This is a genomic window from Mammaliicoccus lentus (genome assembly GCF_947036595.1).
Lineage (GTDB): Bacteria > Bacillota > Bacilli > Staphylococcales > Staphylococcaceae > Mammaliicoccus > Mammaliicoccus lentus.
Window position 1 is genome coordinate 2,573,712 of the sequence record NZ_OX344834.1, and the last position, 24,353, is coordinate 2,598,064.

Annotated in this window: 23 protein-coding genes and 1 pseudogene; 16 read left to right on the forward strand and 8 right to left on the reverse strand. The window is 30.7% G+C overall.

Features of this window, described 5'->3' with window-relative positions; translation table 11 throughout:
- From ACNMOQ_RS12755 to ACNMOQ_RS12765, 3 genes are all read left to right on the forward strand, one after another.
- Positions 1-1,221: a metal-dependent hydrolase family protein gene (locus ACNMOQ_RS12755; RefSeq protein ID WP_016999338.1), complete on the forward strand. Its 1,221-nt coding sequence runs from the start codon at positions 1-3 to the stop codon at positions 1,219-1,221.
- Between the two features lie 232 nt (positions 1,222-1,453).
- The gene (locus tag ACNMOQ_RS12760) at positions 1,454-2,305 is read left to right on the forward strand and encodes an ABC transporter permease subunit (RefSeq protein WP_016999337.1); all 852 of its coding nucleotides are present in this window, start codon (positions 1,454-1,456) and stop codon (positions 2,303-2,305) included.
- Entirely contained in the window at positions 2,305-3,204 is a 900-nt protein-coding gene (locus ACNMOQ_RS12765) for an ABC transporter permease subunit (RefSeq protein WP_416349966.1), read from the forward strand. The genes ACNMOQ_RS12760 and ACNMOQ_RS12765 overlap by 1 nt, the downstream gene beginning before the upstream one ends.
- Positions 3,205-3,404: 200 nt before the next feature.
- On the opposite strand, the gene ACNMOQ_RS12770 is transcribed toward ACNMOQ_RS12765, so the two are convergent.
- Positions 3,405-4,415: an aldose epimerase family protein gene (locus ACNMOQ_RS12770; protein ID WP_416349967.1), complete on the reverse strand. Its 1,011-nt coding sequence runs from the start codon at positions 4,413-4,415 to the stop codon at positions 3,405-3,407.
- Between the two features lie 156 nt (positions 4,416-4,571).
- Between ACNMOQ_RS12770 and ACNMOQ_RS12775 the strand changes: the two genes are divergently transcribed.
- A complete protein-coding gene (locus ACNMOQ_RS12775) occupies positions 4,572-5,420 on the forward strand; it encodes a CPBP family intramembrane glutamic endopeptidase (RefSeq protein ID WP_416349968.1) in 849 nt (282 codons plus the stop codon).
- 90 nt (positions 5,421-5,510) lie between these two features.
- On the opposite strand, the gene aldA is transcribed toward ACNMOQ_RS12775, so the two are convergent.
- The gene (gene aldA / locus ACNMOQ_RS12780) at positions 5,511-6,935 is read right to left on the reverse strand and encodes an aldehyde dehydrogenase (protein WP_416349969.1); all 1,425 of its coding nucleotides are present in this window, start codon (positions 6,933-6,935) and stop codon (positions 5,511-5,513) included.
- Positions 6,936-7,021: 86 nt separating this feature from the next.
- On the opposite strand from aldA, the pseudogene ACNMOQ_RS12785 reads away from it, so the two are divergent.
- Positions 7,022-7,165 (forward strand): annotated as a pseudogene (locus ACNMOQ_RS12785) (DUF3923 family protein); the annotation flags it as partial.
- Between the two features lie 405 nt (positions 7,166-7,570).
- Here the strand turns inward: ACNMOQ_RS12785 and ACNMOQ_RS12790 are convergent.
- The 5 genes from ACNMOQ_RS12790 to ACNMOQ_RS12810 all read right to left on the reverse strand — a co-directional run bounded on the left by ACNMOQ_RS12790 (position 7,571) and on the right by ACNMOQ_RS12810 (position 13,952).
- Positions 7,571-8,941: a sugar porter family MFS transporter gene (locus tag ACNMOQ_RS12790; protein ID WP_016999332.1), complete on the reverse strand. Its 1,371-nt coding sequence runs from the start codon at positions 8,939-8,941 to the stop codon at positions 7,571-7,573.
- Positions 8,942-8,989: 48 nt separating this feature from the next.
- On the reverse strand, positions 8,990-10,411 hold the full coding sequence (gene araA, locus ACNMOQ_RS12795) for an L-arabinose isomerase (protein ID WP_416349970.1): 1,422 nt from the start codon (positions 10,409-10,411) through the stop codon (positions 8,990-8,992).
- 20 nt (positions 10,412-10,431) lie between these two features.
- Positions 10,432-11,124, reverse strand: coding sequence for an L-ribulose-5-phosphate 4-epimerase (locus tag ACNMOQ_RS12800; protein ID WP_016999330.1), 693 nt, complete (start codon positions 11,122-11,124; stop codon positions 10,432-10,434).
- 10 nt (positions 11,125-11,134) lie between these two features.
- A complete protein-coding gene (locus ACNMOQ_RS12805; RefSeq protein ID WP_416349971.1) occupies positions 11,135-12,736 on the reverse strand; it encodes a xylulokinase in 1,602 nt (533 codons plus the stop codon).
- 127 nt (positions 12,737-12,863) lie between these two features.
- Positions 12,864-13,952: a GntR family transcriptional regulator gene (locus tag ACNMOQ_RS12810; RefSeq protein ID WP_064211240.1), complete on the reverse strand. Its 1,089-nt coding sequence runs from the start codon at positions 13,950-13,952 to the stop codon at positions 12,864-12,866.
- Positions 13,953-14,138: 186 nt separating this feature from the next.
- Between ACNMOQ_RS12810 and ACNMOQ_RS12815 the strand changes: the two genes are divergently transcribed.
- Positions 14,139-14,321, forward strand: a complete 183-nt coding sequence (locus ACNMOQ_RS12815; RefSeq protein WP_016999327.1) for a VraH family peptide resistance protein — start codon at positions 14,139-14,141, stop codon at positions 14,319-14,321.
- Positions 14,322-14,379: 58 nt separating this feature from the next.
- Here ACNMOQ_RS12815 and ACNMOQ_RS12820 read toward each other — a convergent pair whose 3' ends face one another.
- Complete coding sequence (locus ACNMOQ_RS12820; RefSeq protein ID WP_016999500.1) at positions 14,380-15,222, reverse strand: LysR family transcriptional regulator; 843 nt, start codon at positions 15,220-15,222, stop codon at positions 14,380-14,382.
- Positions 15,223-15,319: 97 nt separating this feature from the next.
- Between ACNMOQ_RS12820 and ACNMOQ_RS12825 the strand changes: the two genes are divergently transcribed.
- The 10 genes from ACNMOQ_RS12825 (at position 15,320) to ACNMOQ_RS12870 (ending at position 23,992) form a co-directional block, all read left to right on the forward strand.
- Entirely contained in the window at positions 15,320-16,306 is a 987-nt protein-coding gene (locus ACNMOQ_RS12825; RefSeq protein ID WP_016999499.1) for a YeiH family protein, read from the forward strand.
- 59 nt (positions 16,307-16,365) lie between these two features.
- A complete protein-coding gene (locus tag ACNMOQ_RS12830; RefSeq protein WP_416349972.1) occupies positions 16,366-17,187 on the forward strand; it encodes a trypsin-like serine peptidase in 822 nt (273 codons plus the stop codon).
- A gap of 229 nt (positions 17,188-17,416) precedes the next feature.
- Positions 17,417-17,974, forward strand: coding sequence for a TetR/AcrR family transcriptional regulator (locus ACNMOQ_RS12835; protein ID WP_416350408.1), 558 nt, complete (start codon positions 17,417-17,419; stop codon positions 17,972-17,974).
- A gap of 107 nt (positions 17,975-18,081) precedes the next feature.
- The gene (locus ACNMOQ_RS12840) at positions 18,082-18,927 is read left to right on the forward strand and encodes an NmrA/HSCARG family protein (protein WP_416349973.1); all 846 of its coding nucleotides are present in this window, start codon (positions 18,082-18,084) and stop codon (positions 18,925-18,927) included.
- A 112-nt stretch (positions 18,928-19,039) separates the two neighbouring features.
- Entirely contained in the window at positions 19,040-20,395 is a 1,356-nt protein-coding gene (gene mgtE / locus ACNMOQ_RS12845; RefSeq protein WP_026023643.1) for a magnesium transporter, read from the forward strand.
- A gap of 230 nt (positions 20,396-20,625) precedes the next feature.
- Positions 20,626-20,955, forward strand: coding sequence for a PadR family transcriptional regulator (locus tag ACNMOQ_RS12850; protein WP_147640983.1), 330 nt, complete (start codon positions 20,626-20,628; stop codon positions 20,953-20,955).
- Positions 20,942-21,508 (forward strand): HAAS signaling domain-containing protein, encoded by a 567-nt coding sequence (locus ACNMOQ_RS12855; RefSeq protein ID WP_416349974.1) that lies wholly within the window; start codon positions 20,942-20,944, stop codon positions 21,506-21,508. The genes ACNMOQ_RS12850 and ACNMOQ_RS12855 overlap by 14 nt, the downstream gene beginning before the upstream one ends.
- Positions 21,508-22,107 carry an NDxxF motif lipoprotein gene (locus ACNMOQ_RS12860; RefSeq protein ID WP_416349975.1) on the forward strand — a complete coding sequence of 200 codons (600 nt, stop codon included), beginning with the start codon at positions 21,508-21,510 and terminating at the stop codon, positions 22,105-22,107. Before ACNMOQ_RS12855 ends, ACNMOQ_RS12860 begins: the two co-directional genes overlap by 1 nt.
- Positions 22,108-22,501: 394 nt before the next feature.
- Positions 22,502-23,230, forward strand: coding sequence for an ABC transporter ATP-binding protein (locus ACNMOQ_RS12865; RefSeq protein WP_278825380.1), 729 nt, complete (start codon positions 22,502-22,504; stop codon positions 23,228-23,230).
- Between the two features lie 3 nt (positions 23,231-23,233).
- Positions 23,234-23,992 (forward strand): ABC transporter permease, encoded by a 759-nt coding sequence (locus tag ACNMOQ_RS12870; RefSeq protein WP_416349976.1) that lies wholly within the window; start codon positions 23,234-23,236, stop codon positions 23,990-23,992.
- Positions 23,993-24,353: the final 361 nt, after the last annotated feature.

Consider the following 24,353-nt stretch of genomic DNA (forward strand, 5'->3'; position numbering starts at 1 on the left):
ATGATTGTAAAAAATATAAATTTAATTGATGGTACAGGGAATGAAGTTCAACAAAATGTTGATATCAAAGTCGAAAATGGTGTAATCACTAAAATTGGTCAAAATTTAAGTGGTGAAGATACGTTAGATGGTAAAGGACAATATTTATTGCCTGGTATGATAGATAGCCACGTACATGTGATGCTAGAAATGGAACCACTTGAAAACCGTTTATCTACTCCATTTTCATATAATTTCTATAAAGCAATGGATCATTTAAAACGCACAGTTGATGCTGGTGTAACAACAGTTCGAGATGCATTAGGTGCGGATTTAGGCGTAAAAGAAGCTGTCAATGACGGGTTAGTGTTAGGACCTCGCTTACAAATTAGTGTGAACGCATTAACTATTACAGGAGGTCATGGTGATAGCTATACTAAATCTGGTATCCAACTACCAATTTTACAAGATGGATATCCAGGTATGCCAAATGGAATTTGTGACGGTGTACAGGAAGTACGTAAAAAAGCTCGTGAAATGTTAAGAGCTGGAGCAGATGTTCTTAAAGTACATGCAACAGGTGGTGTAACAAGTGCTACCGATCATCCAGACTACACACAATTTTCATTAGAAGAATTAAAAGTTATTGTAGAAGAAGCACAATTTAGAAATAATCGTAAAGTAATGGCGCACGCTCAAGGTTTAGAAGGCGTTAAACAATGTATTGAAGCGGGTATCCATTCAATTGAACATGGAATTTATTTAGACGATGAAGCTGTTAAACTCATGAAAGAAAAAGATATGTATCTTGTTCCGACACTACTCGCTCCACTTTCAGTTATTGAATTCGCAACTGAATTAGGTATGAGTGAAAACTCAATCAATAAATCAAAACAAGTTATGCAAGATCATATCGACAGTTTCAAAAAAGCACATCAAGCAGGTGTTAAAATCGCGATGGGCACAGATGCAGGTGTATTCAAACACGGTACAAACCTTAGAGAGTTAGAGCTTATGGTTGAGCACGGTATGACTGAAATGGAAGCAATCGTATCATCCACTAAAGTTGCTGCAGAATGTTTAGGATACGATGATGAACTCGGTACAATCGAAGAAGGTAAAAAAGCCGACTTTATTTTACTAGAACAAAACCCATTAGAGGATATCGCAGTATTGAGAGATCCAAACAAGATTAAAGTCGTAGCTATAGACGGTAAAATTGTAAAAGACGTTAGAGCATAATTAGAACATAAAAAAAATGACCTCAATTTGAATATGAGGTCAGTTTTTTAGTTTTGTATCCAATGAAAAGATAAACAATACCGACATGTATATGATCACAAAAATTTATACACTTAATGAAAAAACCGCTAATTTTTCTGAATTATGTTAATATTATAATTACTCTATAGTAATTTTAGACCCTTTATAAACTTAATTGTTTTGATAATTTTTTAGAAAAAGGTGTATTCTTATGACGAAGTTATTAAATATTATAATTACAATCATTACTTTCTTATTAATAGCTTGTACGCCATCTCTTTTTGAAAATCAACAATTCAATATTTCGAAATATATTAGAACAGTTAAAAAAACATCTTCTTATATATTCCATCCTCAAGATATTACTTTTACAAATAAAATTTCTAATATAGATAGAAATCTATTCCCTTTTTTTATTGAGCCATTAATCAACTCATTGATTATATTGTTTTCTTCACTCATAATAGCATTTATCTTTTCATTTATTTTTACTTACCTGCTATATTCTAACAAATTTATTAAAAGATATTATGTAAAATTAAATACATTTTTATCGATAATTCCTGATATTTTTTATATTCCTTTCGCTATCTCACTAGTTGTAATTTTTTATCAATATACAGATATTTTGTTGTTTAATATAGCTGATGATTATCAAAATAAAGCTATAGTCTTTCCTATTTTGGTATTATCGATAATTCCTTTTGTAAATAGTAGTACTTATTTAAACTCTATTTTAGACGATGAATCAAATTCTAATTATATTCAATTTTCTAAATCTAAAGGGTTAACCAAAAAAGAGTTGTTTTATCACCATATTTTGAGAAATTTAACCATTTCCTATCTTATCAACTTTAAACACATAATATGGATTACACTTTCAAGTTTGTTGTTGTTAGAAAGAATTTTTAACATACATGGTCTGTCTTCTTTTATTTTTGACTACGGCGATCCTGAAGTGTTATTTGTAACATTTATCTTAATTTACATACCTATTTCGCTTTCTTTATTATTTATAGAAAAGATAATAACTAGAATGACAGGCATTCAAGGGGGATTATGATGAAAAGAATATATACACTATTAATTTTATTATTAATACCCGCTTGTGTAAGTATAGTTTATTTTGACATTTTAAAAATCACACCAAAAACTATAAATTTTCTTTATAATTCAAATGGCGAAATTATAAAGAGTTCTCCATTTCCACCGAGTCTTCATGCTTTATTTGGCGTTGACAGTGGATCAAAAAATATGCTGTTCGAAGTTTTATCAGGCTATAGAATAACTTTATTTTTAATAATAATTATAGCTTCATTATCTATGTTAATATCTATTTTTATTGGTACTTATTTAGCTTTTAACAATAAAAATATTGGTTTTTATAAATATTTTTCTAATGCATTGTTTTATATACCTCAAACAATTTTAGCTTATATTTTATTACAACCTTTACTCTATGAAACAATTGATGGATTTTCTACTAGTTTTAGTTATAGAGCTCTTTATAATATTATAATATTAATTATTTTAATGACGCCTACAACAACAATATTGATAAAAGATGCTACATTATACATTTTAAATAAAGAATTTATAAGTGTTGCTTATACAATTAGCCCTAGCAATTTTCATATATTTTTTAAACATGTCTTACCAAATGTCACAACACAATATTTTATTGTTTTTTTACGAATTTCATTCCAAACTTTGTTAGTTATGACTCATTTAGCATTTTTTAAAATATTTTTTGGAGGAGCTAAAGTTTGCTACGGACCTGCTTGTGAAATAACAGAGCGGCCTAGTATTAATGAATTAAGTAGTCTTCTAGGATTTCATTCAAACGAATTAACAACAAACTGGTGGACTTTTTACGCGCCATTAATAGCAATATTATACATTTTTATTATCATTAATTTATTATCTAAAGAACTAACTTATAGATTTCAACTTTATAAATAAAATATATAATCTATACAAATTTTGTAAAGTGCTGACGCCTAGGGGAATAGTATGTGTGAGAGACTACAGGCTCGAGCCATACCCCAGGCAAGCATGCACTTTCAAAATCATATATAAAATTCTCCCAATCCATTGGACTGGGAGAATTTATTTGAATTAGCAATCTATGTTCCAAAATTTCAATTTTTGGATATCATTTTTCATATTACATTCACCTTATAACTTGTCTCGCTTTTATACGTTTTTCCTTTTCTTAATATAGATGGTGCTTTTTCACCGTATAAATGGATATCATCAGGAATGGATTGGGCTTCTAATGTAAAGCCTCCGTGTTCGACTATACTATTTTTACTGTCATTCCAGTCTACTTCGTTTGATGTAAATAGAACAACAACGTCATTATCTGTCGTCATACTAACTTCCATTTCTCCATTTGTTACTGTGAATGTATCCTCATTTATTTTGATTGGATGGTCTATTCCATTATATTTCTTTATTTGGTCCATGCCACTTTCAAATATATCTTTAAAAGATAAATATTTTTTATCAATCGTTTCATTAAGATTTACTGTTTTTTCATTTTCAACAATTTGTTTATCATTCAATGTGTACATTTGAAGATTTTCATTTTTAATTTCGTGATTATCAATTCTTTGTTCAACGTTATTTAAATTAAAGTATACGTGATTCATCGGATTAAATAATGTATCCTCTGTACTAGTAGCTTCGTAATTAATCGTCCACTCCATTTTTGATAAATCGTAACGATGGAAGACTTTAATTTGAATATCACCTGGGAAATGATCATTTTTTGATAACAGTTCAGCATTATATATGATAGTGACCGCTTCATCTTCATTTATAATTTCATAATCACAAATTTGAGTATGTAATCCGTTAGAACCACCGTGTAAATTATGCTCCGAATCATTTTGTTCTAATTCATACATTTGACCGTTTAACTCAAACTTTCCACCATCAATCCTGCCACCGTATCGACCGATTGTAGCACCAAAGAAATATGGATTTTCCTCATAATATTGAATTAAGTCATCTTGTGCATTCGGCCCTAATACAATAGATTTGCCATTAACTTTCCAATCGACTATTCTCATACCAAAGTTCGTGAATTTTATTTCTGAATAATCATCATAAATTGTTATTAAATCAATATTTTTATCTTTATCTAAAGTTTCAATATTAAAAGCCATTACCTTACCCCTATTCTTTATATGATAACGTTTACTTACTATAAATTTTAACATAACATATAAAACAAATCTGGTTTAAGTTATACTTCTTAATAAAGAAAAAATAATTTAATTACTCAATGCAAAATCAATATATTCTTAAGGGAGAAAATTTTCATGTCTAAAAATTTTAGTCTTCTTCACCTTATATGGTATGTATTATTAGCTTCATTATTACTTTCTCTTTCAAGTATTATCGGTAATTTCTTTCATGAACAAAATTTATTATCTTGGAATATGACTGTAATAGTACAAGGTGTTGTCTTTTCATTAGCAACATTAATAACATTATTCATTATTTCAAGAAAAAATAAAGATATATTAAAATCTTTATCATTAACTCAATTTAAAGTTACTAAATATACATTAGCAGCTATTTTAACGCCTTTTATATTAGTTGTTTTAGGGTTATTATCTGCTTATCAGCTTGGATTAATTAGAGACATTCAGTTCAATTTATCTTCTGGAGTTATCTCAGCTATATTATTAAATATTGTTACTGCTTTTTTATATGAAGCATTTCCTGAAGAGGTTTTTATACGTGGTTTAGTATTAAACGAGTTAAGTAAAAAATTCCGTTTTATCGTTACAACATTTCTTCAACCAATATTATTTGTTTGTATAGCAACGTTCTCAACAACAGTAACGAGCTTCGTCCTAAATAAATCTCTAGATATAAATATATCTTACGTTATTCTTATATTTACATTTGGTATTGCATTACAGTTATACAAATACTGTAGTGGCTCACTTTGGGTTAACATACTATTTCACCTTGTTTACTTAGGCGTTACAAGGTATATAGCTTCAAATGGAACGAACCCAAAATACCCTAACCTCATCTCTTTTAAAGAAGATATTCCTGGAATAATGATTATCTATTTATCCTTTGGCTGGGTTATTATTGGCAGTATATTAGTATTATCAATCCTCGCTTTAGTTAAGAGAAAGAGATCTAAAATCTAATTATTTAGCGTTACAAATAAATTAGGCTGAGACATTTATTAATGTCTCAGCCTGATTATTTTAAGAACAATTTCTCATACCTAACTCATTTTATTCATAACGTATATAAGTTACTGTCGTATTTAAATATTCTTCAAATCCGTTAATACCATCTGCGCCACCTAATCCTGATTGACGCCATCCTGCATGATAACCTACAATTGCTTCTTCTGCTTCACAATTAACATATACTTCTCCGAATTTTAATCTTTCACTTGCTAACATTGCTTCTTTTAGGTTTTCAGTAAATATATAAGAAGAAAGACCATATTCAGTATTGTTCGCTTCATCTATGGCTTCGTCGAAAGCGTCATAACTAACAATCGGTAATACTGGTCCAAAGATTTCTTCTTTCATCGCTACAGAATCTTTAGATAAATTCGTTAACACTGTTGGTTCATAGAAGAATCCTTTACGATCTATTATATTACCACCTAATTCTACTTTCGCACCTTCCTTAATAGCAGTTTGTACCTTGTCATCTACTGCTGATAATTGTTTTTGGTTAATCATTGAACCCATCGTTGTTTCTTTATCATTAGGGTCTCCAGGGCGAACATCTTTCATTTTACGCTTAACGATTTCTAAAAAGTCATTGAATACTTCTTTTTCAACATATATACGCTCAGGACATGTACATACTTGACCACTATTATTAATTCTTGCTTGTACAATGTATTCAGCAGCTTTTTCTAAATCTGCATTTTTCGTTACAATCGCTGGTGCTTTACCACCAAGTTCTAAGTTTACACCTTTAACATTACTAGCTGCATTCTCCATAACAGATTTTCCAGCTCCGATACTGCCCGTAATAGAAATAAGATCTACATTTTTACTTTGAGATAGATAATTGCCGACATCTGAGCCAGTACCCGTTAAAATTTGAACAAGTCCATCTGGTATATCTGTTTCTTGGATATATTCAGCTATTTTGAAAGTTCCGAAAGGTGTTTCTTCACTTGGTTTTACAACAATAGAACAACCTGTAACAAGAGCCGGAATAAGCTTTCTCATTAATACAAATATTGGTGCGTTCCATGGAATAATACCGACAGTTGTCCCTACAGGTTTTTTAGTAAGAATAACAGTTTCATTTTCAACCTCACTTTGAAGAACCACACCGTTATTCTTTCTAGCTAAGCTACACATATATTTAATATATTCAATAGACTTATCAATTTCCCCAATCGCAGAACTATATATTTTACCTTGCTCTTCTACATAAATTTTAGCAAGTTCATCTTTGTTTTTCTCAAGTTTTTCAGCCAATGCCTCAACTATTTTTGCACGTTTAATAATATTAACCTTTTCCCATTCCAACTGAGCAGCATTAGCACCTTTAATAGCCTTCTCAGCATCATCCTCATTCGCTAAAGTCACTGTATCGATAACCTCTTCAGTCGCAGGGTTAATAACATCTAAATCTTCAGTAGATTTACTTTCAACAAACTGACCATTAATAAATAACTTATTCACAAAATGACCTCCCTTTTTATTAAATAATTCCCTTGAAAAGAATTAAGTAAACAAATATAGGGGATAGAATGTGATGGTTTAGAGATCAAGATGCTGGAGGTGTCACTCAAACCATAGAATTAAAATGGGTTAATATTGGTATATTATTTCTAGCGTTCCTTTTCCCATTTTTACTACAATTAATATGGCTAATTTTTAATATTGTTGTTTCTAAAAGACAAAGCACATAATAAAAGGGCTTTGAAGTGATTTACGATATCACAATGTTGCACGTGGGGTCTGTCTTGCAACATTTCAACCCTCTATGTTGCACGTGGCACTCGTCTTGCAACATTCTAACCCTTTATGTTGCACATGGAGCCCGTCTTGCAACATTCTAACACTTTATGTTGCACATGGAGCCGTCTTGCAACATTCCAACACTTTATGTTGCACGTGGTACTTGTCTTGCAACATTCCAACACTTTATGTTGCACGTGGTACTTGTCTTGCAACATTTCAACCCTCTATGTTGCACGTGGAACTCGTCTTGCAACATCCGCTCCCAAATCTTCTACCATCAAAAAACTCTCTTCATTGTTTCCACTTTTCAGTGTCTACATTGAAGAGAGCTCTCATTTTATTCATTATCTATTTTATACATTTGATTCCGCTGGTTCATTCATACGGTCATCTAAGTATAATTCGATTTCTTCTAGTGTTTTTCCTTTTGTTTCATATAATACATATTTAGAGAATAAGAAACCTATCACACATATACCTGCAAACATAAAGAATATATTACTTAATCCAATGCTTTGCATAAGTACAGGGAAGAATAATGCGACTACGATATTTCCTAACCAGTTAACCATTGACGCTATTCCTGTCGCCATCCCTCTTGCTTCACTTGGGAACAGTTCTCCTACTACAATCCAAGTAACTGCTGCCCAAGAATATGCATAAAATATGACATATACGCATATAAAAATAAATACGAGTGATATTGCCCACATATGTCCGTCATTTGTATATGGATAAATAATACCTACTAATAATAAGCATAGTCCCATTCCTATCGATCCGGACATAAATAATGTTTTTCTATTAAACTTATCTACAAATATCAATGTCACAATTGTTGCTAGCACGAAGACAACACCGACACCCACTGTTGAAATTACACCACTGATTGTTGATCCAAACACATCCCCAAGTATTTGTGATGAGTAGTAGAAAATTGTATTTGCACCTTGTATTTGTTGTAAAAATGTTACACAACAACCGACAAATACTGAAAATGTAACAGCTTTTGTAAGTTTGAATTTCTTCTGTTCTTTACTGATTGCTTCATTAATTTGTAATATTTCTCTATATTCTCTTTCTGCTTCACGTTCTGTTCTAATTTTCTTCAAATTACTTAATGCTAAATCTGTTAGTCCTTTTTTAATTAGATATCTAGGTGATTCTGGTAAAATAAATGCGCCTATGAAGAGTACAATTGCTGGTACAACTGCGCCTCCTAGCATCCATCTCCAACCTTCAAAGACACCTATAAATGCATAGTTCACACCATAAGATATAAGCATACCGATTGTTATCATCAATTGGTTCAAACCAGATATTTTACCTCTGATGACTGGTGGAGATATTTCTCCCATGTACATTGGTACGAGAGCCGAAGCCGAACCAACTGAAATACCTAGTATAAATCTAGAAACAATTAATATTTCTGGATTCCCTGAAAAACCACAAGCTAATGATCCAACAGCGAAGATAATTGCTGTAATTAGAATCATCATTTTTCTGCCCCATTTATCAGCTAATGGCGCCATTGAAACTGCACCAATCATTGCACCTAAAAATAGTATTGAAGTAATTGTTCCTTCTAGTAATGGACTGATTTCCCATGTTTCTTTAATTCCTGGTAAAGCTCCGTTTATAATACCGATATCATATCCAAATAAAAATCCTCCGAAAGCACCAAATGCATATATTAAACCTGTCTTTGGCTTTTTATCTCCCATTTTCATTCCCCTTTGTTATTGAGATTTGAATTAAATTATCGAATTTGCCTAGTTAATTAACTTATATTCCAGGTTAAACAATGTTGCTAAAGTTACGATTTGTTCTTTTGTTAAGCTTAAAGATATGACTGTATGGTGACCGCCACCTTGAGTGATCCATTCTTTTATACCTTCATGAAAACCTGGTTTTACTTTCCAAATGACACGTGCAACTGGTAAATGAGGAGCCGCTTCTTCTGGAACAAAAGCTTCTACTTCATTGATTAACATTCTAAAATGAGTTCCCATATCTGAAATAGATACAATTACGCCCTCTCCAGCTTCTCCATCAAATACTAATCTTGCTGGGTCATTTTTACCTCCAATACCGAGTGGATTTACAACAATTTTTGGTTTTGTTTTTGCTAAAGTAGGATCTACTTCTAACATATGTGAACCAAGTATTGCTTCACGCCCTGACCTCATTTCATATGTGTAATCTTCCATGAAACCTGTTTGCGTATTGTGAGACATCACTTTTAATAACCTATCTAAAGCTGCAGTTTTCCAATCTCCTTCTCCAGCAAAGCCATATCCCTGTTCATTCAATCTTTGAACTGCTAAGCCTGGTAATTGTTCCATGCCATATAAATCTTCAAAGTTAGTAGTAAATGCTGTATAACCACCTGTATCTAAAAATCGTTTAATGGCAATTTCATACTTGATTTGTTCTTTAACTGAACTTTCCCATTCGCTCACTTCATAGTCACCATAATCAAAGTCGTATAACGTTTTATATTCATCGAATAAGTTATTTACTTCTTGTTCAGAAACTTCATTAACAATTGATGTTAAGTCACCAATTCCGAAATAATCTACTGTCCAACCTAATTGAATTTGAGCTTCTATCTTATCGCCTTCTGTCACAGCAACATTTCTCATATTGTCTCCGAATCTCGCAACTTTGATATTGAAGCTTTCGTTGTATGCATATGCTACATTCATCCAGCGACTAATTTGTTCGTGTACTTCATCTTCTTCCCAATGACCAACGATTACTTCATTATTTTTCTTTAATCTTTCATTTATGTAACCATATTCTCTATCACCATGTGCTGATTGGTGTAAGTTCATGTAATCCATATCAATTGTGTCCCATGGAATATGATTATTAAATTGAGTAACAAAGTGTAGAAGCGGTTTTTGTAAAATTCGTGTACCTCTAATCCACATTTTTGCTGGAGAGAATGTATGCATCCATGTGATAACACCTTGTACTTCATCTTTGTAGTTAGCTTCTTTCATAACTGATGTAATTACATCTTGTGATATTGCTAACTCTTCTTTTAATTTAATTGGATAAGGTAAGCTTCCTTCTTTATTTAAAGTGTCTACAATTGTTTGAGCATTGGCTTTCACTTGATTTAATGCTTCGTCCCCATATAACTCTTGTGATCCTACAAAAAACCAAAATTCTTTTTGATTACTCATTTTTATTTTCCTCCTTTAGATTATTGTCCGTAATATGAATTTTCTCCATGTTTTCTTTCATAATGTTTATTCAAGATTCTATTTGGTAAGTGTTCGCTTTCTTGATTTAATTGAAGTGTAAATAAATTCATCTTACATACTTCTTCTAGTACTACCGCATTCATTACAGCTTTCTCTGCATTTTCTGCCCAAACAAATGGTGCGTGACCATGTAAGAGTACTCCTGGAACTTCATTTGGATTTATATTTCTTTCTTCAAAAGTTTCAACAATGACGTTTCCTGTTTCATGTTCATAATTTTTATTAATCTCTTCTTCTGTTAAATGCCTTGCACATGGAACTGGTCCAAAGAATGTATCAGCATGTGTCGTTCCATAAACAGGTACATCTAATCCGGCTTGTGACCAAATCGTTGCCCAAGTAGAATGTGTATGAACTATGCTGCCAATATCTTTGAATGATTTATATAACACTGCGTGTGTAGGCATGTCTGAAGAGGGATTTAATTCACCTTCGATTACTTCGCCATCTAAATTACAAACGACCATGTCATCTGCAGTCATTACATCGTAATCGACGCCACTTGGTTTAATGACGAATAAATTACTTTCTCTGTCGATTGCACTGACATTACCCCATGTATATTTAATGAGTTCTCTTCTTGGTAATTCGAGGTTTGCTTCAAACACTTCTTTTTTTAATTTTTCTAACATGTTTACACTCCTAACGAATAAATTGAGATGCTTTTCTTTCTATTTCTAAACCTTTTTTATATTCAGTTATAAATTGTTCATATTCTTCTACATCTTTTTCAGATGGTTGAATAACACTACCTTCTTGTTGTCCGAATATGTTCTCTTCTAAATATTGATTTAATGGTAATAGGCTATCGTTGTTGACCATATATCTTGCAAGTATAGCCATCCCCCATGCGCCACCGTCATTAGCCGTCTTTAACACTTCAACTGAACTATTTAAAGCTGCGCCTAATATACGTTGTGCAATTTCTTCTGTCTTAAAAATGCCTCCATGAACAACAAATGAATCGATAAGTACTTTCTCTTCTTCTTTAAGAATATCTACGCCGATTTTCAATGTGCTAAACGCTGACATAATATGCGTCTTCATAAAGTTTGCTAAATTGAATTGGCTATCTGTTGGTCTCAAGAAAATAGGTATGCCTTTGTTTATTTTTGTAATGTTTTCACCTGATATATATCCATAAGATAATAAGTTCCCATTTCGCTCATCTGCATGTTGTGTATGATTAAATAGTCGTTCATAAAGTTGGTTTTTATCGACTTCCACACCCATTACTTCAAAAGTCTCTTCAAACAAATTCACCCACGCATTAATGTCTGAAGTACAATTGTTTGTATGAACCATTGCGACTAAATCCCCAGATGGTGTTGTCACAATATCTATTTCTGGATGTACTTTGTTTAAAGGTTGGTCTAATACAAGCATTGCAAATGCACTCGTACCAGCCGATATATTGCCTTTTTTCTTTTCAACACTATTAGTAGCGACCATACCAGTACCTGCGTCACCTTCAGGAGGGCAAAGCGGCACACCTGGTTCTAAATTATTTGTAGGGTCTAATAACTTAGCGCCTTGTTCTGTTAAACAACCTGCATTTGTACCTGCTGTTAGAACTTTTGGTAAGACTGATTCAATATCCCATTCAAATTGTTTATCTTTGATAAGTTCATCAAACTGATTCAATTTTTCTTGGTCATACTTTTTAGTATTTTGATCAATTGGAAACATACCTGAAGCATCGCCTACACCCAATACTTTCTGTTCTGTTAAATACCAGTGAATGTATCCAGCTAAAGTTGTTATAAATTGAATGTCTTTGACGTGTTGTTCCTCATTTAAAATAGCTTGGTATAAATGCGCTATACTCCAACGTTCAGGTATATTAAATTGAAAATAATCTCTTAATTTATTTGCTGCTTCTTCAGTATATGAATTTCTCCAAGTTCTAAACGGCACAAGCAAGTCATCGTTTTTATCAAATGCTAAATATCCATGCATCATTCCGCTTATCCCTAGAGATTTCACTTTTTTAATCGTCACATTATATTTTGATTCAATGTCATCTGTCATTGATTTATAACTTTTTTGTAAACCTATCCAGACATCATTAATTGAATAAGTCCAATACCCATCTTTGAATTCATTTTCCCATTCAAAATATCCAGATCCTATCGTTTCAAAGTTAGTATCGATGGCCACTGTCTTAATCCTAGTTGAACCCAATTCGATACCGATAGATATCTCACCGTTCGATATTTCTGAATGAATTTTACCTTGATTCAAAATACCGCCTCCCTCTTGCAATCGTTTTCAAAAAGAAATATACCATCACTTGACCGTACATGTCAAATATAATTTTTATTTGTCCATATATGTAATAAACGCAAAAAAAAATACTTAAGTACAAAACTTAAGCATTTCTCTTTTTAACACTATTTCTTATTATAATTTCTGTATCCATAATAGTCGTTTCTCCAATTTGACCGGAATTTATAGCCTTTATCATCCATCGTGCTGCTTCTACTCCAAGATTTTCTTGAGGGTGAGAAGTAGTTGTAAGTGATATATCTTCGAGTTGACTTAAAATAGAGTTGTCTTCCCCAACTACGGAGTAATCATCAGGTACACATTTTCCATTTTCTTTTAAACGCTTTATAAATGAATAAGCAATATCATCGTTATAACAAACAAAGGCAGTCGGATTGATTTCATGATTTAATAACTCTTTTATGATTAAATCTAGAACTTTATCTTTTGTCTCAGTTGTATAAGTAAAGATATTTTCACCTTTAAATATCGCACCTTTATCCTCAAAAGCTTCTATATACCCTTTCATACGAAACTTACCTTGCATATCATCTATTTTAGTTATTAGAACAATGTCATCATGACCTTCATCTAATAAATAAGAAGTCGCAAGAAATCCAGATTTTGTGTCATCAATACTTATATAAGGAATGTTTAACTCTTCATAGCAAGCATTAATCATTAGCACAGGTATTTCTTTACTTTTTAATAACGAATAAAAAGATAAATTAGGGTTAAACACATTACTCTTCGTCGGTTCAACAATCAAACCTTGAACACCTTGTTCTATCATCATCTCAAGACAACGTCGCTCACCAGCATGTGTATTATTCGTACTCGCTAATATAAGAGAATAACCATTAGCACCTAATATTTTTTCGATTCCTCTAATTATACTTGGGAAAATATAATCAGAAAGATATGTAACGATTACACCGATTTTTTTGGTAGAAGTATCATGATTTGTTTTTTTCAAATAGTTATCACTAACAATTGAGCCTAGACCTTTTTTCTTTATGATATAACCATCTTGTACTAATAAATCTATAGCTTGTCTTATTGTATAGCGACTAACATTGTATTGTTCTTGAAGCTTTTTCTCAGAAGGGATCGTTTTACCATACTCATATTCATTATTTATAATTTTATCTTTTAATTGGAAAGCAATTAATTTATATTTAGGTTCAGCCATAAACTATCTCCATTCCTTGTAACTAAGTTATTTCAATTATATAAATTATAACATAACAAATATTATAATTATAAATAGCTATTATACACATTTTAAATATACAATTACTCTTTAACTTTTACATTTTATGTTATTATATACATAGATTATAAATATTAAAACATTGAGTTTTATAGGAGTGATTTCATGAAAATTAAAGATGTTTTAAAGAAAAGTTTCAATGATTTACTAGACCTTGAGCTTAACTGGTACAATGCTGCAGTGCTAATAGTATGTGTACTCGTATTAAGCGCAATTTTCACACCACTTTTAGGTATACCAGTAGGTCTCCTAGCAGGCGCATATTACTTGAAAAATTATAAAGAATAGATTGAAACAGGCTGAGACATTTATTTATGTCATAGCCTGTTTTTGATTTGGGGCTTTATTATTTAAAACCATATTTTTTTATCTCATCGACAATAGTATTATATTTATTCGTTTTATATCTTGAGTTATTTGATACTATAAAGAAGTTTCTATATAAGTCTACTTCGCTTGTTTCTATATATTTTCTATCGGTTGATTTGATAGAGAAATTAGAGAGTATTGTATAGCCCATATTTTGTTTTACTAATTCTAGTATAAGTTGATTGTCATTAATGACGACTTTGCGTGACGGCAAATTCAGTTGTTGTAATAGTTTGTCTTGGTAATATCTAATTCCTGACCCTGTTTCTCTTACATAACATCTTAATTCATTTAAAGGTTTTTTATTTTGCTTATTTTTTATGATTAATAATCTATCTTCTGTTAATACTTCACTGTTAATTTTATCGTCGATTACAGGTTTTTCTATTATTCCTAAGTCAATCGTATAATCTTTCAAATGCGTAATAATATCTGCTGAGTTGTAAATATAAATATGTATGTTCAGATTTGGATATTTCGTTTGTAAGTATAGCGTAAGATCTAATAGTTTAGATTGTCCGAATGTATGGCTTGTACCTATAACAAATTTACCTTTTACTTCTTCTTTATTTGCGTTTATTCTCGTGTGTAATTGTTCATCTAATAACGCCAATTGACAGGCATAGTTATATAGTTCTTGCCCCTCTTCTGTTAATATGATTTCTTTTCGTGTATTTTCAAAAATTTTAATTTGGTATTTTTGTTCTAAATTTTTAATATCTCGACTTATGGATGGTTGTGATTTGTATAATTTATTTGCTGCATTAGTAAATCCGTCTTCTTCTACGATTGCTTTTAATATATTGAGTTTATCTTCCACAAAAGCACCTCCATAACATTTTTGTTATATTATATATTTAAAAATGGCATTTCACAAATAATCGTTCTCATCATAGAATGTATGTGAGGTGAAGACAGTGAGTATTAAATTAAATAAAGCATTTTTCCTAGGTGTAGGTTTTACGCTAGTTGTTGCAGTTGCCAGCATATTATTATCAAATTTACCAATTTTAAATAAAGTTGGCGCACTTGCGATAGCTATCATCACTGCGATTTTGTACAGACATTTCCTAGGATATCCAACAAGATACGTAACAGGTATCGAATTTTCTTCTAAAAAACTACTACGTTTAGCTATAATTTTGTACGGGTTAAAATTGAACTTGTCTACAATTATTAATGAAGGCGGGACATTATTATTACTAGATGTCGGTGTAGTTGCTTTTTCAATATTCTTTATTATTTTCTTAAATAAAATTATTAAAGGAGATAAAAACTTAATTCTATTATTGGGCGTTGGTACAGGGGTATGTGGTGCTGCAGCGATAGCAGCTATTTCTCCTATTTTGAAATCTAAAGAAAGTGACGTTGGCATAAGTGTTGGATTAGTAGCAATAATGGGAACGATATTCTCATTAACATATACACTTCTATATGCTTTATTCCCTATGGATCCTGAACTTTATGGTATATGGTCTGGTGCTAGTTTACATGAAATAGCACATGTTGTATTAGCGGCAGATGCAGGTGGTAGTGAATCTCTAGCTATTGGTTTATTAGCTAAATTAGGCCGAGTATTTCTATTAATTCCTTTAAGTATTATTTTCTTAATAATCGTTAATAGAAAAAGAACAAATAAAGTTTCTCAAAAAATTGATTTTCCATACTTTTTACTTGGATTTTTAATTATGAGTGCGGTAAACACATTTGTAGCTATTCCAGAAGGTGTATTAAGTGTAATCAGTACAATTACTAACGTCATACTTATTATGGCAATGGTAGGATTAGGATTAAATGTTTCATTTAATGACTTAAAAACAAAAGCATTTAAGCCAATGGTTGCAATGGCAATAACTTCAGTAGTACTTTCAGTTATTGTATTTTTTGTCGCTACGATTTTATAAGATGATTAATGGGTATAACAAAGATATCATTTAATTTCGAGAAAGATTGTGATTAAACTATGTTATATCTTAAATTATATTTAGTGCTTCTCATGTCATTGTTTAATTATATCTTTATTCCTCATGACGAGCCTATAACTTATAAAGATACATTCAATAAAGCAACACATTCAGACTATAGTGATGCTTTTAAAATAGGTTCACAAATACCGAACGATTTATTAACGCTTAAACTATACAACACACATAGTAAAAACCACATTGAAGCAGTAGGTAAAATATCATCAGATGAAACTGGTAAATCAGGTAACGGAGCAACTGCCTTTGTTATAGATGATTATACAATTATTACCGCTTCACATGTAGCAAGTGATAAAGTTGGTAATAAAGAAACAAAGCAATTTTATTTCTATCCTTCAAAAGCAGATCAACGTGTACCTATTAAATTCAAAGTTAAAAATTTTCATAAGTCATCTGAAAGAGATGTGGCTGTACTCATCACTCAACAACGTTTGTCGACAAAGATTAAGCCATTAAAAATTGCATCAGAACAAGAAATAAAGGATTTGAAACCTAAAGAACCGCTTTATATGTTAGGTTATCCAAATAAAAAACCATATAACGGACAATTCATGTATCAATCAAATGGATATTACCTTAAATCAACTAAAGATTACATTGAATATATCGGACATTTACACAGAACAACTGGTTTTTCAGGATCTCCAGTATTAAATGAACACAATCACGTGGTTGGTTTGCATGCTCACGGTATAAGTCCTGAAATTAATATAAAGCATCAATCCACACGAGACATATATACAGGCGGCCCATTAATAACAGGAAAAACACGTGATTTTATCAATCAGCATCGAGAGTAATACTATATTAGTATTTTCAGAACACTTATTCGTTGTAAATAAGAACTAAATAGCATTTCTAACTCATAATAAAAACTTCGGGAATCAGGCGAAATCTTGATTCTCGGAGTTTTTTATTTAGATATATAAGTATTCGTTTCTCTTTATTTGTAATTTATTATATGTTCCCTTACAATAAACGGAGAGGTATCCGTTTATTAAATTTAAAGTCCCTTCAGAGGTGAAACAATTGAGGAAAGATGCAATAGAAAATCGATTAAGAATTGAAAATACAGCTAAAGAATTATTTGAAATATATGGCGTTGAAAATACGAGCATGAATCGTATATCTAAAGAGCTAGGTATTGGAATGGGCACCTTATACCGTCATTTTGAAGATAAAAGTGCTCTTTGTTATAAATTAATCGAAAATGATTTTGATAGACTTTTCAAAGAGATGGATTATGCAGAACAAAATAACCAAATAACGAATTATGAAAAATTTGGAATTTACTTAAAACTCTTTATTGATTTTAAATCGAAACATTTAGACACTTTAAATTGTGTAGAGAAAAAAGAGTTTCATGGCGACTTTAGAGATACGCCAACATTTCAGAAATTATCCAAGAAATTTTGGAACACTTTCGATAATGAAGAAAGTCCTGAATGGAAGACATTTAAAACTGATATGTTATTGAATGCTTTGTCCACTAAATCTTATCAATATCAAGTGGATAAGAGAGGATTAAACAATGAACAGTTAAAACAATTTTTACAGAACTTATTTAATATGACTGAGGATTTTTAATAAAAGTGTTCGAAAACTGAAGCGATGCCTCAATAAAACTTAATATATTTATTTATATAATATTTAATTTTTATACAAAATTCTATTAATAAATCGGAGGTTTTATCATGAATAATATTAAAACAATTTTAGTAATCGGCGCATCAGGAAACCAAGGTAATGCAGTAGCTACAAATTTACTGTCTGATGGTTGGGCAGTACGTGCTATGACACGTAATCCGGAACAACCCTCTATACAATCACTTAAAGAAAAAGGCGCTACTGTGGTTAAAGCGGATATGGATGATGAACAATCACTTTCAGATGTAATGAAAGGTGTTTACGGTGTGTATAGTGTGCAATCATTCGATAATAATGATCCTGAAAAAGAAATACGACAAGGAAAAAGAGTTGCAGACTTAGCTAAAAAAGCTAGCGTCTCTCATTTTGTATATAGTTCAGCAGCAGGTGCAGAAAGATATGATGGAGCTCAAAACTTTGCAACAAAATGGCAAATAGAAGAGCACATCCGTTCTTTAGATTTACCTTCTACAATTTTAAGACCAACATTTTTCATGGATAATTTTGAAGGATTTGCAAAAGGACAAGATGGAAAGATCGTCATCCAAGGGTTTATGGATCCTGAAATCAAATTACAAATGATAGCTGTACAAGATATCGGTGCTTTTGCTAATATTGCTTTTAAAAATCCAGAACAGCTTATAGGAGAATCTATCGAAATAGCTGGCGAAGAAAAAACATTAACTGAGATATCTGAAAAAATAAGTAAAACATTTGATGCTCCTTGCGAAATTGTAGATTCACGAGAAAAGTTCCAAAAAATGATGAAGATGTTTGAATGGTTTGAATTCGGAGGTTATGAAGCCAACATCTCTAAATTACGTGAGATAAACCCTCAGCTTCTTGATTTTGATGCTTGGGTTAAACACTCTGGATGGAATCCCCTAAAATAATTTAAATGATTAAATATAATTTTTTAAATTTTTAATTAATATTTTTACCATTGCTAATTTAACAATATAATCTAGAATTGGTTATGTACTTATTTTAATGGATTAAGGAGGAATGGCATTGGACGAATATATTAACGAGCGCCTAACTCAATTACTAGAGCGCAACGAAGTCAGTGATTTTAGAGAAGGATTTTTACACTTGCACGCCTATGAGCAAAGTGAGTACTTTGATTCGCTTTCTACAGAAGAACAGAAAAAGGTTTTCGAACTTCTATCTCCTGATGAAGTAGCAAACTTCTGGAGTTACTTAGAATTAAGTCAAAAAGAAGAAAAATCAATGTTCGATGAAATGAATGCAAACTATGCAAGTGAAGTTCTTCAAAACATGTCAGATGACGATGCTGTTGACGTACTTAATCTATTAAGTAAAACGCAGCGCGTTAGCTTGTTAACGATTATGGATAAACATAAATCTGAATCATTAAAATCATTACTTAATTACGAGGAAGATACTGCCGGCGGTATCATGACTACTGAATATGTTTCGTTAACGCCTGAAATGAGTGTAAGAGAAGCACTTATGCACGTTAAAGAGAAATCATCTTCAGCTCAAACAATTTATGCACTTTACGTTGTTAATGATCAAAAAAAATTAATAGCCGTTATGTCATTACGTGATTTAATTAACGCCGATATGGACGACCATGTTAAAAACGTAATGAACAAAAACTTTGTGAGCACAGACGTTGCAGAAGACCAAGAAATTGTTGCTCAAACAATTCAAGACTATGACATCATCGCCATTCCAGTTGTAGATTATCAACATCATTTACTAGGTATCATTACAGTTGATGATATCTTAGACGTAATGGAAGAAGAAGCTAGCGAAGACTACTCAAAATTAGCTGGTATTAATGATGTAAAAGAGACAAAAGAATCTGTTTTACAAACTGCAAAAAAACGTTTGCCGTGGCTTATCTTACTTACATTCTTAGGTATGATAACTGCTACAATATTAGGTTCATTTGAAGACACACTTGAACAAGTCGCCCTACTTGCAGCATTTATCCCTATTATTAGTGGTATGTCAGGTAATACAGGAACACAATCATTAGCCGTTTCCGTACGAAGTATTTCTACTGGTGATATGGAAAAAGAAAATAAAGTCAGACACGCATTACACGAGTCCGCGAGTGGTTTTATTTCTGGTTTAGTATGTAGTCTTATACTGTTTTCTATCATTGTAATACTATATGGCCAACCATTATTAGCAACTATCGTTGGGATAAGCTTAACGACAGCTATGACAGTTGGTACAACAATCGGATCACTTATCCCATTGTTTATGAACAAAATAGGCATTGATCCAGCAGTAGCAAGCGGTCCATTTATTACTACAATAAACGATATTGTCAGCATGTTAATCTACTTTAGCCTAGCAACTTCATTTATGAGTTATTTAACATAAATATTGTGATGAGCAAGCATGCACTTTTAAAATCAAATATTACAAAAGAGTCTGAGACATTGATTATGTCTCAGGCTCTTTTTATTTGTGGAATTAATATGAGTTGCTGTGTATACGTTTCATAACAAAAAGTAAAATAACACTATTTATGTAATATATTGTAAAATAAGGTACCTTGCATTATAATATACTTAAAAAAAGATATGTGTAAAATTTTAGGAGGAGGCTAAATGAATGTTCAATTAAAAAAAGGCTCATTAGAGCTACTAGTCTTATTAATTATTAGCCAAAAAGATCAATATGGTTATTCTTTAATTCAAATAATATCCAATAAAATAATCATATCTGAAGGTACAATTTATCCATTGTTACGTAGATTAATTAATGAAAATTATCTAGATAGTTACTATAAAGCTTCTAAAGAAGGACCTCCGCGTAAATACTATAGAATAACTGATAGTGGTAAGGAAAAATTAAAATCTCTGGTAGTTGAGTGGTATATATTTGCCGACTCTATAAATTCATTTTTGAAAGAGAGTGATTATTATGAAAAAAGATGATTATATTTCAACATTAAATAAATATATTAAAAATATGAATAAAGAGGAAAAAGAAGATATTTTGAATGAATATAAGTCTCATTTTATTAGTGGCCATTATGATAACAAAACTGATGAGCAAATATCTAAAGAACTTGGAAATCCAATATCTATTGCAAAAGAACTAAATGCAATTAAAACTGTTGAAAATTTAAAAAAAGAAAAAAACATTAAAAACATCTGCACTTCTTTCGTTTCTATCATGAGTTTAAGTATTTTTAACTTTATAATATTATTAATTAGCTTAGTCGTTTTATTAATGTTATTCCCATTTATATTGGCTTATGTTATTGCTGTACCAGTCATGATTATGTCTCCAGCTCTACTTATCTTTGTTGGCGCTATATACGGCTTTGATGTGATTACTTGGAGTGATATTTTTAATACTATTAAAGGTGTTTTGATTGGGATAGTATTAGCGATTATTGGATATTTCGTTATTAAGTACTTCTCTAAACTAATAATCTTTTATTTCGAATGGAACATAAATCTTTTTAAAAAGGAAGGTTTATAATGAAAAAGAATACTTTATTATTTATGATTATAATAATTCTGATTGTTTCTTATGGATGTTCTAAAAATCATGAAGCTGAAAGTGACGACAATGAAAAATTAACACCTCCAGAAAATATAAATGGACCTAAAAATATTTTTGAGGACAAGGTCACAAACAAAGTGGTTTCAGAACAAGATATGAAAAAAGATATTCAATTGTATCTTGATAGTTTTGCCGAACTATCCGAAATAATTGATTATTATCAAGATAAAATCTATGATGAAAAATTAAATCAAAAAGATGAAAAAAATCTTAAAAAGATAAATACATTAATTCAAGAAAATGATAAAAATTTTCACCATTATATAGAAAATAACGAGTTACCCAATAAATATAAAGAAACCGTATTTAAAATCTATAAATATATACACACATATAATCAATTTAATATAGATTCTTTCCTTGATGATATTCAGAACGGAAAAATATCTAAGAAAAATGTTGATAAACTTCAAAAAGATACTAAAATATTAAATGGTCGAGAACAGAAAAAGATTGAAAACTTTTTAAAAGAACAAAATATCAAAACAAAAGCATTTAGAAGAGACGATAATTAATTCTAGTCAAATTAAAACTTTTACATATAAAGGATCTCTTAATCTGATTATGTGATAGTAATTATATTAAGAGATGCTTTATTTTCAGAGAAACTATGATGATTTTATAAAGTGCTGACTCCCAGGGGGAATAGTATGCGTGAGAGACTACAGGCTCGAGCCATACCCCAGGCAAGCATGCACTTTTAAAATCAATTATTACAAAAGAGTCTGAGACATTGATTATGTCTCAGACTCTTTTTATTTGTGGAATTAATATGAGTTGCTGTGGATACGTTTCATAACAAAAAGTAAAATAACACTATTTATGTAATATATTGTAAAATAAGGTGGCTTGCATTATAATATACTTAAAAAATTATATGCATAAAATATTTTAAGGAGCATGTAAACAATGAATAATATTTTATCAGTAAAAAATTTAAATAAACATTACGGAGATAATCACGTATTAAAAGATGTTTCTATATCCATAAATGAAAATGAAATAATCTCTATTCTAGGTAGAAATGGTGCAGGTAAAACAACACTAATCGAATCTATATTTAATTTAAATAATAAAAGTAGCGGAGAAATTAAATTTTTCGATTTCCCAACAAATTTGTACAATGACTTAATAAAAGAAAAAATAGGAGTACAATTACAAATTTCAGAACTTTTTCCGAATCAAACTGTTCATGAAATATTAGAAACTTTTAATATTATAAAAAGAAATAAAACTGATATTCCCAATATTATTAAACAATTCAGCCTTAAAAACATATTATCAAAAAAAATAAAAACTCTTTCAGTTGGACAGAAACAAAGATTAATGGTTTGTATAGCATTTATAGGATCCCCAAATCTAATAATTCTAGACGAACCAACTTCAGGTATAGATCCTCAAATACGCAGAAAAATATGGGATAATATAATGTCTCTAAAAAATAAAAATAATTCTGTTTTATTTACTACACATGATATGACTGAGGCATATTCTTACAGTGATAAAATTATTATTTTAAAAGAGGGATATGTAGTTGAAAACGACACACCTAAAAACTTATTATCAAAATATCAAAAAGAAAACTTGGAAGATGTTTTTATTGAAGTTACTGGTGAAATATTGAGAGAGGATGATTAACTTATGCTAAACCTATATTCTAATCTAGTTAAGGTAGGGTTAAAAGAAATAGTTAGAGATAAAAAACTATTTTTCTTCATTTCAATTTTTCCACTAATGTTTTTAGCGATGTTTGTTGTTTTAGGTAAGATAGTACCTGCTTCCCAGCATATGACTATTCAATTTGATGAATTTATGTTTCCTGGAGTATTGATTTTTGCCTTAATGGGCATTGGATTATATGGTACAACGGCTCCATTAATAGAATATAGAAAAAATAATACTTTCAAGATATTTGAAACAACTAACCTGGATAAGTCTACTTTCATTTTATCATTGTTGTCTGTCAGAATAATTATTGGAGTTTTTCAAATATCATTATTTTTAATAATTGGGCTGTCATTAAAATACATAACCCTCCAAAATATAATACCTACATTTTTAATATCAATAATTATCCTATTTATAATGATAATATTAGGAATTCTTTTAGGTGGCATTTTTAATTCAAGTGAAATTGCTCTAGGAGTATTATCTTTTTTAAGTGCCCCTATCTTGATGATAAGTAATGTTTTAATGCCACTCGATGTTTTCTCTAAAGACATCAAAAATATAGCTCAAATTTTTCCATTTGCTTATATGGGAGATTTATTAAGAAATGCCATGTTTACGGACTATCAACCTGAATACAGCTATATAAAGTCATTTTTAATTATACTTATATCATTTATTATACTCATTATAATTACCATCAAAACTTTTAAGTTCTACAACAAATCATAACTAACTATTTAATACATATGCTAATAATTGGTCAAACAAAATAGGAGAACAAAATATCAAAACAAAAGCATTTAGAAGCGACGATAATTAATTCGAGTCAAATTAAAACTTTTACATATAAAGTGCTGACGTCCGGGGGAATAGTATGCGTGAGAGACTACAGGCTCGAGCCATACCCCAGGCAAGCATGCACTTTTAAAATCAAATATATAAATAAAACTCCCGATTTCGACATTCAAAGTCTAACGAATTGGGAGTTTTTTCAAAATGTATATTGACACCTAGTACTATTTTTTATTTTGAGGTTTATCTTGTTGCTTCACTTTGGTATAGTCAGAGATTAAGTATATTAAACTTTAAA